Consider the following 12,452-nt stretch of genomic DNA (forward strand, 5'->3'; position numbering starts at 1 on the left):
CCCTCTCAAGGGGGGAGATCGGATGTGGCGCCACCACGAGCTGCCAATCTCCCCCCTTGAGGGGGAGATGTCGCGAAGCGACAGAGGGGGGTGTCACTAGAGCCGTCATCGCCCGTTCCACTTCACCGGCGCCCACATCACCTGCTCGATGCGCGATGCGCCAGACGCCAGCATCACCAGCCGGTCGAAACCGAGCGCCGCACCGCTCGCTTGCGGCATAATCTCCAGCGCGGCCAGAAAATCCTCGTCGAGCGGGTAGCGCTCGCCATAGATGCGTGCCTTCTCATCCATCTCAATCTCGAAACGGCGGCGCTGCTCCTTGGAGTCGGTCAGCTCGCCGAAGGCATTGGCAAGCTCCACACCGCAGGCATAGAGCTCGAAACGCTCGGCGACCTTCGAGGATCGCGGTGTCTTGCGGGCAAGCGCCGCTTCCGAGATCGGATATTCGTAGAGTATCGTCGCACGGCCAATGCCGAGTCTAGGCTCGATCTTCTCGACCAGAACGCGCGAGAAGATATCCGACCAGCCGTCATCCGGAGCGATCCTGATCCCGGCCTTCGATGCCTGGCTGGCGAGCTTCTGCGCGTCGGTCTCGCCCTTGCGGTTGATCGTCGCGAGCAAATCCATACCGGCGAACCGGCTGAAAGCTTCCGCCACCGTCAACCGTTCCGGCTCGGCGAAAGGATCGCAGTCGAGCCCGCGATAGGAGAACTTCGCGATCCGCCCAGCCTCGGCGGCGCAGGCGATGATCTCGCGGCAGTCACGCATCAGGGCGTCGTAATTCTCGCCCGTGCGATACCATTCCAGCATCGTGAATTCCGGCTGGTGCGTCGGCGAACCCTCGCGATTGCGATAGACATGGGCGAAGGTGAAGATGCGTCGCTCGCCCGCCGCCAGCAGCTTCTTGCAGGCGAATTCAGGCGATGTGTGCAGATAAAGCGTCTCCTTGACGCCGTCGGAGCCAATCATCTCGGTGGCAAAGGCATGCAGATGCGCCTCGTTTCCCGGCGACACCTGCAAGGCTGGCGTATCGACCTCCATGAAGTCGTCGGCGGAGAAAAACGCCCGCAGCGCCGCCTGCACTCTGTTGCGGGCGAGCAGGAAGGGCCGACGATCGGCATGGACATGCGGCCGCCACCATTCGGAGGGCGCAATCGTCTCGGTCAAAGATGAAATGTTTCTCATCAATTTGGTCGATTCCGGCTGGCAATTTACAGGGTTTCAGGTTAGTAGCGCGCCACAAATCCAATCCTGTGCGCCCGTGGACTGCCGTCCTTTAAAGCGCGATCCAACAAGATACAAGGAAGTCTTATGGCAAAGGTCATCGCTTCTCAGCTGCGCAAGGGCAACGTCCTCGATATCGGCGGCAAGCTCTACGTGGTGCTGACGGCCGAGAATTTTCACCCCGGCAAGGGCACGCCGGTGACGCAGATCGACATGCGCCGCATTTCCGATGGCACCAAGGTTTCCGAGCGCTGGAAGACCACCGAACAGGTCGATCGCGCCATCGTCGAAGACCTCAACTTCCAGTTCCTCTACGAGGACGGCGAAGGCTTCCACTTCATGAACCCTGAAAACTACGACCAGGTCGCAGCCCATCCCGACATCGTCGGCAGCGACAAGGCTTATCTCGAAGAAGGCATGACCGTCGTTCTGTCGATCCACGAAGGCAATGCGATCGCCATGCAACTGCCGCGCTACGCGACGCTCGAAGTCGTCGAGACCGAGCCTGTCGTGAAGGGCCAGACCGCCTCGTCCTCCTATAAGCCTGCCATCCTGTCGAACGGCGTCCGTTCGGGCGTGCCGCCCCATATCGATGTCGGCACCCGGATCGTTGTGCTTACGGAAGATGGTTCCTACGTCGAGCGCGCCAAGAACTAAGCTGCTTTATCCCTGAATTCTTGAACGGCCCGCGGTGAACGCGGGCCGTTTTTCGTTGTGCTTGCCTCTGAAGCACGAACAAACAGAATGCCACTCTCAAAATTCATACGAACAGCGAAATTTATTTCTACCTTTAATCTATAATATTTATGTATATTATGCTCATTGGTTATCGATAACTGAAATCGAAGAGAGGGAGAAACACCATGTCCATTACCCGTCGCAGCCTGATCGCGTTTGCATCCGCGAGCGCTGCTTTCCTGTCGGTCGCAGGCTTCCAGGCCAATGCCGCCGACCTGACCGTCAATATCGCCTATCAGCCGATCGTCGAACCATCACGCGTCCCGCAGGCCGATGGCGCCTACGAGAAGGCATTTGATGCCAAGGTCAACTGGCAGAAGTTCGACAGCGGCGCCGATGTCATCGCCGCACTGGCGTCCGGCTCGATCGATATCGGCTATGTCGGCTCGTCGCCGCTTGCCGCAGGTGCCAGCCGCGAACTGCAATTCGAGACCGTCTACGTCGTCGGCCTGATCAGCGAGGCCGAAGCGCTCGCCGTAAAGGGCATCACCAAGCCCGAGGAACTGGTCGGCAAGAAGATCGCCACGCCTTTCGTTTCCACGGCGCATTACAGCCTGCTGACAGCACTCAAGCATTGGAACATCGATCCGAAGTCGGTCGAGATCCTGAACCTCCGGCCACCGGAAATTGCAGCCGCCTGGGAACGCGGTGACCTCGATGGCGCCTATGTCTGGGATCCGGTCCTGAGCCAGATCAAGAAATCCGCTACCGTTCTCGCCGACTCCAAAAATGTCGCCGATTGGGGTGGCCCGACATTCGACGCCTGGATCGTCTCGAAGAAGTTCGCCAGCGAGCACCCCGACCTCGTCGCCCAGTTCGTGAAGGTCACGGGTGCGGCCTATGCGAGCTATCGCGCCAAGCCCGAGGCCTGGGATGCCGCATCGCCCGAAGCCGCGAAAATCGCCAAGTTGACCGGCGCCAAGGTGGAAGAAGTCCCGGCGCTTCTCAAGGGCTATTACTTCCCGACGCTCGAGGAGCAGGCATCCGCCGATTTCCTCGGCGGCAAGACGATTGACGCCGTCACCAAGACATCCGCCTTCCTACTCGAACAGGGAAAGATCCCGGCCGTCTTGAGCGATTACTCGCCCTACGTATCCGCCAAGTGGGCCGAGCAAGCTCTCAAGGTCAGCCAGTAACCCTGCCAGCCCTGCGACTTCGAACCGCCAGCAAACTCCTGTCCCCTGGCGGTTCTCGCAGGAACTTCATCCGGCGCAGGTTTGGACACCTGCGCCGGACTTTTCCAATCAAAGGAAGCGGCAATGAGCCACCTGACAATCAAGGATGTTTCGCTCGCCTATCCCCCGGGCCGGGGCGCGGGCCTCCCGGCGGACATCCTCCAGAACATCAGCCTGTCCTTCGATGACAACCAGTTCATCGTGGTGATCGGACGCTCTGGCTCGGGTAAAACCAGCCTGCTCAACCTGGTGGCAGGCTTCCTGGATCCATCGCGCGGCAGCATCTCTGTCGATGGGAAACCGATCGCAGGACCCGGCAGCGATCGCGCCGTCGTCTTCCAGGACGATGCGCTCTATCCCTGGCTCAACGCGCGCAAAAATATCGGCTTTCCGCTGAAGCTCCGCAATGTCTCGAAAGCCGTGCGGGACGCCCGCGCCGAGGAACTGCTCGATCTTGTCGGCCTCTCCGGATCGGGCGCGAAGAAGATCTGGGAGCTCTCGGGCGGCATGCGCCAGCGTGTCGGCATAGCCCGGGCGCTGGCATCGGACCCAAAATTCCTGCTGATGGACGAACCTCTCGGTGCGCTCGACGCGCTGACCCGAAGCCGGATGCAGGGGCTGCTCCTGAAGGTCTGGCAGGCGAGCCATACCGGCGTGCTGCTGATCACACACAGCATCGACGAGGCGCTGTTCCTGGCGACCCGGATCATCGTGCTCGCCCCAACGCCGGGCCGCATCGTGGCGGATATCTCGGCCGATTTCGGCCGGCGCCATCTCTGGGGCGAGGACGCCAAGGAAATCCGCGCCGGAGACGCGTTCAAGGCTGCCCACGAAAAGCTGCTGGGCCTCATCCACGAGGAAGACGAGGAATTGGCAGCATGACACTGGTGACCGAACTGAAACAGGACGCACGCGCCACGAAGGAGACCGAGCGCCCCGCTCGCCGGCCTCTAGATCCGACGCTTATCGTCTCAGCCATTACGATCCTGGCAATGCTGGTGCTCTGGACCTTCGCATCGAATGCCGGACTTGTCTCTAAGGTATTCCTGCCCTCGCCTCTCACAGTCCTCAAATCGGCCGACAACCTTATCACGACAGGCTTTGTCGACAGCACCCTGGCGCAGCACACGATGGCGAGTCTCGGCCGCATTTTCGGTGCGCTGGCAGCAGCGGTCGTAATTGGCGTTCCGGCCGGGCTGGCGATCGCCACCAGCCGCATCGGCAAAGGCATCCTCGACCCGATCGTCGAGTTCCTGCGGCCACTGCCGCCGCTGGCGTATCTGCCGCTGATCATCATCTGGCTCGGCATCGGCGAGGCCTCGAAGATCACCGTGATCGCACTCGCCATGCTGCCACCGATCATCATCTCGACTGCGGCGGGCGTCAAATCGGCATCGAAGGATCACATCAATGCGGCGCGCTCCTTCGGTGCCACACGGCTCCAACTGCTGCGCCACGTCATCCTGCCCGGCGCCGTGCCGTCGATCCTGACGGGCATCAGGATCGCGCTCGGCGCGGGTTGGTCGACGCTTGTCGCCGCCGAGCTTATCGCCGCTTCACGCGGGCTGGGCTTCATGATCCAGTCGGCGGCACAGTTCCTGGTGACCGATATCGTGATCGCGGGCATCTTCGTGATCGCGATCATCGCCTTCCTGTTCGAGCTTGTCGCACGGCTGGTGGAGCGGTTGCTCGTGCCTTGGGCAGCCCACCGCTAAGCAATTCCAGGAAAAGTGTGGAGCGGTTTTCCGTCCGGAATTGCGCAAATGCTTTAGCTGTGAGCCCAATCCCAGTAGAGGCTCCGTGCCTTTCGGGCGATCGGGCCGAATTGGAAATTCCGCTCGTCGAAGGCGATGACGGGCATCACCTTGTTCATGTTGCCGGTTGAAAAGATCTCATCGGCCTCGCGGAAATCCTGCACCGACAGCGTCGTTTCGTGGACGCTCACGCCGGCATGGCGCAGCAGGCCCATGACCCGCTGGCGGGTAATGCCGTTGAGGAACGTGCCGTTCGGCACCGGCGTGAACACCTCGCCGCCGCGCGCCATGAAGACATTCGCGGTCGCGAGTTCCGCGACATTGCCCAGCATGTCGGTGACCAGAGCATTCTGAAAACCCTTGGACTTGGCCTCGCGCAACATGCGGGCATTGTTGGGGTAGAGGCAGGCGGCCTTGGCATTAACAGGCATGACCTCCATCGTCGGCCGCCGGAAGCTGGTCGTGGTGATGGTCGAGCCCTTGGGCTCCGACATCGGGATGGCTTCGAGGCAAAGCGCGAACTCCGTCGATTCCGGCAATGGCAGGATCAGGCTGCCCTCGCCTTCCTCCGCCCAATACATCGGGCGAATGTAAACAGCGGTACCCGGCGAGAATTTCTTCAGCCCCTCGAGCGCAAGCGTCTCGATCTCGCCGCCCGAAAGCATCGGCGCGAGACCCAACGCACGCGCGGAATCATTGGCACGCTCGGAATGCCGGTCGAGATCAGGCGTCACGCCTTCGAACAGCCGCGCGCCGTCGAAGATCACCGATCCGAGCCAGGTGCCGTGCGAGGCGGCACCCAGGATCTTCACATTGCCTTCGTGCCACTCGCCCTTGAAAAAGGTCCACATCTCTCTCGCCACGGCATCCTCCCATCATTTCGAGCTAAGACAATTGGCCGTTTCGCCCGATGGGTCAAGCCATCCGGATGATGGTTTTCAATCCCTTTTGCATCGCCGGCGAGCAGCCGCTGATAGGCATGCGGAATACCGTCGATGGTGATCTCCCGGTCGATGAAGCGGGCAAGCTGCGGCGCGAATCCCGGCAGCATCGCCACCGCCTCCGGCAGTTCGTCGCAATAGGCGTGACAGCCGATCAACGAGAGTTCGCGCTCGACGAGGATATTCGGATCAAGCGCGATCTCGCCATGCGAAATGCCCGCGATGACGAGCGAGCCGCCGCCATCGAGACGATCGATCAATTGTTTGATGACATGGATATTACCGGTCGCATCGAGCGCATAGCGCACATCGGCGTCCTCAATGTTGACGACCTGCACGCCCGTCACCTCAGCAACGAGTAATGCCCGAGCAGCATTGCGATCCGCGACGAGCACGTCGATGCCCATCTTCGACAGGACCAGCGCCGCAAGCCCGCCGATCGGCCCGCAGCCGGCAACAAGCACCGCCTCCCCACTGGGAACCGCCAGCCGCTTGACGGCATGCAGCGCCACCGCAAGCGGCTCCGCCATCGCGGCAATTGCCGGATCGAGCGAAGGCTCGTGCTTCACCAGCAGCCTTTCCGGCAGACACGCAAATTCGGCAAAGCCGCCATCGCAAACCTCGCCAACGAAGCCGAGCGAATTGCAGACGTTGGCCCGCCCCGCCATGCAGGCAGAACATTCGCCGCACCAGAACCGCGAGTCGGCCACGACGGTATCGCCTGGCGCAAATGCGCCGACGCCCTCACCGCATTCCAACACGACGCCCGCAAACTCATGTCCGGGGACCGACGGGCTGCGCGATATCCATTGGCCGGTACGGAAATTGTGGATGTCGGAGCCACAGATACCGGCGGCGGTCACCCGCAACCTGACCCAGCCGGACAGTGGCGTGCTTGGCGTCTCGACCTCCTCGACGCGGATATCGCCCGCCGCATAGAGCCGCGCCGCCCTCATTTGCCGCCCAGATATTGGTCGCGCACGCTGGAGACCGCCTGCTCATGCGACGAGAAGCCTTCATAGCGCGCCAGCGTACTGGCGTGTTTGGCGAATTCCGGATAGGCCGAGGCCGTGACATAGCCGATCGACGAGCGCTTGACAAAGTCATGCACCGAGAGCGGCCCCCAGCTGCGGGCGTTGCGGCTGGTCGGCAGCACGCAATTGGGGCCGAGGCCAAAATTGCCGATCGACACCGGGGTATGCGGGCCCATCAGCACCTCGGCAGCTTCGGTGATCCGGCCGAGATAGGCGAACGGATCGGTAGAGAGTATCTCCAGATGCTCCGGCGCATAGTCGTTGATGAAGTCGATGCTCTCATCGGCACTGGAAGTCAGGATGATGCCGCCATATTTGCCGGTCAGCACCGCCTTGGAGAATTCCACCCGCTGCTCGGTCATCCGGCCCCAATGTTCGGGCAGTGCCGCAAGCGCCTCCTCCACCACCCGGCGGCTGTGCGTCACCAGATAAGCCGACGAATCCGGCCCATGTTCGGCCTCGATCAGCAGATCAAGCGCCGCCAGGCCACCATGAACGGTATCGTCGGCAAAGATCAGCGCCTCGGACGGTCCCGCTGGCAGGCCGGGATCGATGATGCCCGACAGCAATCGCTTGGCGGCCACGACCCACGGGCTGCCTGGGCCGACAATCTTGATCGCAGGCTTCACCGTCTCCGTGCCATAGGCGACAGCAGCCACGGCCTGCGCTCCACCACACTTGTACACCGTCGAAACGCCGGCAAGCCGGGCAGCAACAAGCGTCGCCGCATCCACCGAGCCGTCCGGCGTCGGCGGCGTCACAATGGCGATATCAGGCACGCCGGCCACCACGGCGGGCACGGCCGTCATCATCGTGACCGAGGGGAAGGCACCCTTGCCGCGCGGGATGTAGAGCGCCACCGACCTGATCGGCGTATAGCGGTCGCCGGCAAAGGCGCCCGGTCGCATCTCCTTCAGCCACATCGCCTCCGGCTTCTGCTCCTCGTGAAAATGCCGGATGTTGGTGATGCCGAATTCGATCGCCTCGATCACATCCTTCTCGACCACCCCAAACGCCGCATCGAACTCGGCTTCGGTGACCTTCAGCGCGCCCGGCTTCACATCCGACTTGTCGAACTCGCGCGCAAAACGGATCAGCGCCGCATCGCCCTCGGTCTTCACCGCATCGATGATCGGCTGCGCCTTTTCCAGGAAGAACGACAGGTCGGCCTCGGATCGGCGTATCAAGGCTGCCTTTCCCGACGCATCGAGCGTTGAATAATCGTGGAACGACACATCGGACATAAAACTACCTTTTCATTCAGATGGAAGCGAGGAAGCCGCCATCGACGGGGATCGAAACGCCGGTGACATAGCGCGATGCATCGCTGGCGAGGAACACGGCCACTCCACCAAGATCATCCATCGTACCAAAACGTTTCTGCGGAATCTTGGCGAGCATCCTGCTGCCAGTCCTCGTTCTCATAGAACACATCAGTCATAGCGGTCCGGAAATAGCCGGGCGCGATTGCGTTGACGCGGATGCCCTCGCCCGCCCACTCGGCCGCCAGTGCCCGCGTCATGCCCAGCACGCCGGATTTGGAGGAGCCATAAGGCACCGCCGTCGGGATGCCGACATAGGAGGTCAGCGAGCAGAGATTGATGATCGAACCGCCGCTGCCGCCCGCGATCATCGCCTTCGCCGCCGCCTGTGCAACGAAGAAGGCGCCCTTGAGATTGGTGTCGACGATCCGGTCCCACAGCGCCTCATCGACCTTGATCGAAGGGCGGATCTCCTCATAGCCGGCATTGTTGACGAGAATGTCGATGCCGTTCATCTGCGCGGCAGTCTGGGAAATGATACCGTTGATCGCCTTGGTCTTTGTCACATCGAGCGCAACCGGCAAGGCATTGCGGCCCAGCGCCTCGATCCCTCGGGCCGTCTCCGCGAGATCATCGGTCTTTCGCGCCGCGATCGCCACGTCGGCGCCGGCTTCGGCAAGAGCCACGGCGATGGCCTGGCCGATGCCACGGCTCGCGCCGGTCACCAGCGCCACTTTTCCCGTCAGGTCGAATTTGGAAGTCATCGCCGCCGCCCGCTCATCTCAAGAAGGCACAATCAAACAGTCAACGCCCTGACTGTCCAGTTCGAATTGCCACGCAGCAGTTCGGCAATTCCGATGTTTTGATTAGCTCTGCGAAGGCGCGAAATTCGCCACGAGTTCGTAAGCCTGGCCGGGATAGGTGAGCTTGACCAGCGTCACATAGGCACCGTTCATGCGGGTGCGGCGCTCGATCTGCAGGCAGGCGGTGCCTTCGGCGACATGAAGCACCTCGGCGATCTTCGCATCGGCGCCAATCGCGAGAATCCTGTGCTCGGCCGCACTCCACGGCACCTTGTCGAGCAGCCACGGCCCTGGCGCATTTCTGTCGAAACTCTCCTTGGCGGCCTCCGGCACGGCCGAAAGATTGATCAGGCGCTCCTCGAAGGTGAAGGGCGTCTTCCCCGAGAAGTGCCGGCATCGCAGCGCCAGCACCAGCGAGCCGGCCCTGAGATCGAGCCTTTCACGCTCCTCGCCTGTGGCGCGGCGCTGGTCGCGGCGAAGCAGTTCGTAGTCATAGCCGAGGCCGAGAGACTGGACCTCCGCCTTGATATCGCGGATTTCGAGCACGGCAGATTGCGCATGCGGCTGGGTGACGAAGCTGCCGGACTTCTTGCGCCGCTCGATCAGCCCGCTCTTGGCGAGCTGCGATAGCGCTTTGTTCACCGTCATCCGCGAGCAATCGTAAATCGTCGCCAATTCCATTTCGAAAGGGATGCGATAGCCGGGCGGCCATTCGCCCGACAGGATCCGCCCCTCGATATCGCTGAGGATCCGCTGGTGCAGCGAAGGCGTGGAATCATTGCGGGCAAGTGCTGATACGGGCGTCATGTCCCGATGTTCAGTGTCTCAGGACATAAGTCAAGAGACACCGGTTTTCTCCTACTTCAATGTTGCGAAAGCAGTGCCTTCATCACGCCGCCGAAGCGGTGGCCGATGCCGTCACGTGCATGGTGCCTGCCCTCGCTCACCAGCTTGCGGCCATGCACCCAGACGCCATCGACAGACATGCCTTCGCCGAATATCCAGCTGTCCAGCACCTGGTCGGCCTTATAACCGGCATCGAAGAGTGGCTTGAGGCTGACGAAATCCGCCGGCTTGCCGGTGGCGATGCCGGATTCATACGCGAGCGCCTTTGCGCCGCCCGTCGCGGTTTCGTCGAACAGGGTGCGTCCGGTCGAACGGCCATGGGTGGCGATCACGTTGCGGGCACGACGCAGAGGACGCTGCGAATATTCGAGCTGCCGCAATTCGTCGCCGACGCCGATCAGCACGTTGGAATCCGAACCCACGGATATTGTCCCGCCATGTTCGAGGAATAGCGGCGCCTGGAAGAAACCATCGCCGAGATTGGCTTCCGTGATCGGGCAAAGACCTGCGACCACTCCGCGCTTGGCCATCCCGATCGTTTCCGCATCCGTCATGTGGGTGGCGTGGATGAAACACCAGCGCGCATCGGCATCCGAATTGGCGAGCAGGTATTCCACCGGCCGCTGGCCGGAGAAGGCAATCGAATCCTCTACTTCCTTCACCTGTTCGGCGATATGGATGTGGATCGGCCCGTCGAAATCCAGTTTCTGGAGTCCCCGGATCTCTTCGATCGTCGCGGCCCGCAGACTGTGCGGCGCGATACCGACCTTGGACTGATTCAAAGTCTGAACAGCTTTCCGAGCACCCTCAAGCAGGCGGCCGAAGCTGTCGATATCATTGATGAATCGGCGCTGCCCCTCACCGGGCGCCTGGCCGCCGAACTGCGAATGCGCATAGAAAACCGGCAGCAGCGTCAGGCCAATGCCCGTGCTCTGGGCCGCCGCCGCGATGCGAGCCGAATGCTCTGCAATATCAGCATAGTGCCCGCCGTCCTTGTCATGGTGCAGATAGTGGAACTCGCCGACACGGGTGAAACCGGCCTCCAGCATTTCGACATAAAGCTGGCTGGCGACCGCCTCGATCTGGTCGGGGCTGAAGCTCAGCGCGAAGCGGTACATGAGATCACGCCAGCTCCAGAAATTATCACTCCCCGGCCCCGGCATTTCGGTGAGCCCGGCCATGGCGCGCTGGAAGGCGTGGCTATGGACATTGGCCATCCCCGGGACGATGATGGCGTGACGCTCATCGTTCGCTTCTGGTGTCGAATTCGGCTTGACGCTGACAATGCGGCCGGCATCCACGACGATCCGCACATTCTCCGCCCAACCATCTGGTGTCAGCACCTGCTCGCCAAAAATCGCCATCATGCTCCCCGAAATTGCTTGCATCTGATTTATTATGTCTATACATATTCCTCAGGAATGGGAAGGAAAATTTCGATGGCGGCGCAACAATCGAGCACGATAAAGGTCTGGCGCAATGCGCGGCTTGCAACGCTCGATGCCTCACGTCCGGGCCTCGGCGAGATCGAGCATGGCGCCGTTGCCGCAGAGGATGGCAGGATTGTCTTTGCCGGTCCAGAGCGCGACATGCCCGGCTTGGCGAATGCCGAAATCGTGAATTGCGAAGGTCGCTGGATCACGCCGGGCCTCATCGATTGCCACACCCATCTCGTCCATGCCGGCAACCGTGCCCATGAATTCGAACTGCGGCTCAATGGCGCGACCTATGAAGAAATCGCCCGCGCCGGCGGCGGTATCGTCTCTTCTGTAAGATCGCTGCGACAGGCATCCGAGGCAGACCTGATCCGCGAAACCCTCCCCCGGCTTGACGCACTGATGGCCGAGGGCGTCACCACGGTCGAGGTGAAATCCGGCTACGGCCTCGACCTCCAAAACGAGATGAAATCGCTGAGGGCCGCCCGCGCTTTGGCCGATGCACGCCCAGTCACTGTCCGCACCACCTTCCTCGGCGCGCACGCGCTGCCACCGGAAGCCAATGGCGACAAGACCGCTTACATCGCCAAGGTCATAAACGAGATGCTGCCCGCCATCCATGCGGCCGGACTGGCCGATGCGGTCGATGGCTTCTGCGAAGGCATCGCCTTTTCGCCGGGGGAAATAGCACGCGTCTTCGATGCCGCAACCAAGCTCGGAATGCCGGTCAAGCTCCACGCCGACCAGCTCTCGGACCTTGATGGCGCGGCACTCGCGGCAAGCTATGGCGCTTTGTCCGCCGATCATCTCGAATATACCAGCGATGCCGGCGCGGCGGCCATGGCCAAATCCGGCACAACAGCGGTCATCCTGCCGGGTGCCTATTACTTCATCCGCGAGACGAAGAAGCCGCCGATCGATGCCTTCCGCAAGCATAGCACATCGATGGCCATCGCCACCGACAACAACCCCGGCACCTCGCCGCTCACGTCGCTGTTGCTGACCATGAACATGGCCGCGACCTTTTTCCATATGACGGTCGAGGAATGCATCGCTGGTGTCACCCGTAACGCCGCCACGGCGCTCGGCCTGCAGGCCGAGACCGGCACATTGAGCACCGGCAAATGGGCCGACCTCGCCATCTGGGACATCGATCGCCCGGCCGAACTCGTCTACCGCATGGGTTTCAACCCGCTGTGGAAACGGGTCTGGCGCGGCCAGTAAGAACGACAGGAAAAC

The 12,452-nt window shown here is 61.8% G+C and carries 10 protein-coding genes and 2 pseudogenes; 5 read left to right on the forward strand and 7 right to left on the reverse strand.

Annotation, left to right across the window (positions count from 1 at the left end; translation table 11 throughout):
- Positions 1–105 precede the first annotated feature (105 nt).
- A complete protein-coding gene (epmA, locus tag IHQ71_RS16970; protein ID WP_258157631.1) occupies positions 106–1,167 on the reverse strand; it encodes an EF-P lysine aminoacylase EpmA in 1,062 nt (353 codons plus the stop codon).
- Between the two features lie 144 nt (positions 1,168–1,311).
- Between epmA and efp the strand changes: the two genes are divergently transcribed.
- The 4 genes from efp (at position 1,312) to IHQ71_RS16990 (ending at position 4,852) form a co-directional block, all read left to right on the forward strand.
- On the forward strand, positions 1,312–1,881 hold the full coding sequence (efp, locus tag IHQ71_RS16975; RefSeq protein WP_258157632.1) for an elongation factor P: 570 nt from the start codon (positions 1,312–1,314) through the stop codon (positions 1,879–1,881).
- Between the two features lie 206 nt (positions 1,882–2,087).
- Entirely contained in the window at positions 2,088–3,098 is a 1,011-nt protein-coding gene (gene tauA, locus IHQ71_RS16980; protein WP_258157633.1) for a taurine ABC transporter substrate-binding protein, read from the forward strand.
- 123 nt (positions 3,099–3,221) lie between these two features.
- The gene (locus IHQ71_RS16985) at positions 3,222–4,019 is read left to right on the forward strand and encodes a taurine ABC transporter ATP-binding protein (RefSeq protein WP_258157634.1); all 798 of its coding nucleotides are present in this window, start codon (positions 3,222–3,224) and stop codon (positions 4,017–4,019) included.
- The gene (locus IHQ71_RS16990; RefSeq protein ID WP_258157635.1) at positions 4,016–4,852 is read left to right on the forward strand and encodes an ABC transporter permease subunit; all 837 of its coding nucleotides are present in this window, start codon (positions 4,016–4,018) and stop codon (positions 4,850–4,852) included. The genes IHQ71_RS16985 and IHQ71_RS16990 overlap by 4 nt, the downstream gene beginning before the upstream one ends.
- 53 nt (positions 4,853–4,905) lie before the next feature.
- Here IHQ71_RS16990 and IHQ71_RS16995 read toward each other — a convergent pair whose 3' ends face one another.
- The 6 genes and pseudogenes from IHQ71_RS16995 to IHQ71_RS17020 all read right to left on the reverse strand — a co-directional run bounded on the left by IHQ71_RS16995 (position 4,906) and on the right by IHQ71_RS17020 (position 11,144).
- Entirely contained in the window at positions 4,906–5,742 is an 837-nt protein-coding gene (locus IHQ71_RS16995) for a branched-chain amino acid aminotransferase (protein ID WP_258162863.1), read from the reverse strand.
- Between the two features lie 64 nt (positions 5,743–5,806).
- A pseudogene (locus tag IHQ71_RS17000) lies at positions 5,807–6,788 on the reverse strand (zinc-binding dehydrogenase).
- On the reverse strand, positions 6,785–8,110 hold the full coding sequence (gene hisD / locus IHQ71_RS17005; RefSeq protein WP_258157637.1) for a histidinol dehydrogenase: 1,326 nt from the start codon (positions 8,108–8,110) through the stop codon (positions 6,785–6,787). The pseudogene IHQ71_RS17000 and the gene hisD overlap by 4 nt, the downstream one beginning before the upstream one ends.
- 16 nt (positions 8,111–8,126) lie before the next feature.
- Positions 8,127–8,892, reverse strand: a pseudogene (locus tag IHQ71_RS17010) (SDR family NAD(P)-dependent oxidoreductase).
- A 102-nt stretch (positions 8,893–8,994) separates the two neighbouring features.
- Positions 8,995–9,738, reverse strand: a complete 744-nt coding sequence (gene hutC / locus IHQ71_RS17015; protein WP_258157638.1) for a histidine utilization repressor — start codon at positions 9,736–9,738, stop codon at positions 8,995–8,997.
- Between the two features lie 56 nt (positions 9,739–9,794).
- Positions 9,795–11,144, reverse strand: a complete 1,350-nt coding sequence (locus IHQ71_RS17020; protein ID WP_258157639.1) for a formimidoylglutamate deiminase — start codon at positions 11,142–11,144, stop codon at positions 9,795–9,797.
- Between the two features lie 72 nt (positions 11,145–11,216).
- Here IHQ71_RS17020 and hutI point away from each other — a divergent pair, with 72 nt between their 5' ends.
- Entirely contained in the window at positions 11,217–12,437 is a 1,221-nt protein-coding gene (hutI, locus tag IHQ71_RS17025) for an imidazolonepropionase (RefSeq protein WP_258157640.1), read from the forward strand.
- Positions 12,438–12,452 lie beyond the last annotated feature (15 nt).

The sequence above is a fragment of the Rhizobium sp. TH2 genome (assembly GCF_024707525.1).
Taxonomy (GTDB): domain Bacteria; phylum Pseudomonadota; class Alphaproteobacteria; order Rhizobiales; family Rhizobiaceae; genus Rhizobium_E.

Coding starts and splice junctions, on each gene's coding strand:
- tauA (WP_258157633.1), top strand. CDS start 2,088: ATGTCCATTACCCGTCGCAGCCTGATCGCGTTTGCATCCGCGAGCGCT.
- IHQ71_RS16985 (WP_258157634.1), top strand. CDS start 3,222: ATGAGCCACCTGACAATCAAGGATGTTTCGCTCGCCTATCCCCCGGGC.
- hutC (WP_258157638.1), bottom strand. CDS start 9,738: ATGACGCCCGTATCAGCACTTGCCCGCAATGATTCCACGCCTTCGCTG.
- IHQ71_RS16990 (WP_258157635.1), top strand. CDS start 4,016: ATGACACTGGTGACCGAACTGAAACAGGACGCACGCGCCACGAAGGAG.
- efp (WP_258157632.1), top strand. CDS start 1,312: ATGGCAAAGGTCATCGCTTCTCAGCTGCGCAAGGGCAACGTCCTCGAT.
- IHQ71_RS16995 (WP_258162863.1), bottom strand. CDS start 5,742: ATGTGGACCTTTTTCAAGGGCGAGTGGCACGAAGGCAATGTGAAGATC.
- IHQ71_RS17020 (WP_258157639.1), bottom strand. CDS start 11,144: ATGATGGCGATTTTTGGCGAGCAGGTGCTGACACCAGATGGTTGGGCG.
- hisD (WP_258157637.1), bottom strand. CDS start 8,110: ATGTCCGATGTGTCGTTCCACGATTATTCAACGCTCGATGCGTCGGGA.
- hutI (WP_258157640.1), top strand. CDS start 11,217: ATGGCGGCGCAACAATCGAGCACGATAAAGGTCTGGCGCAATGCGCGG.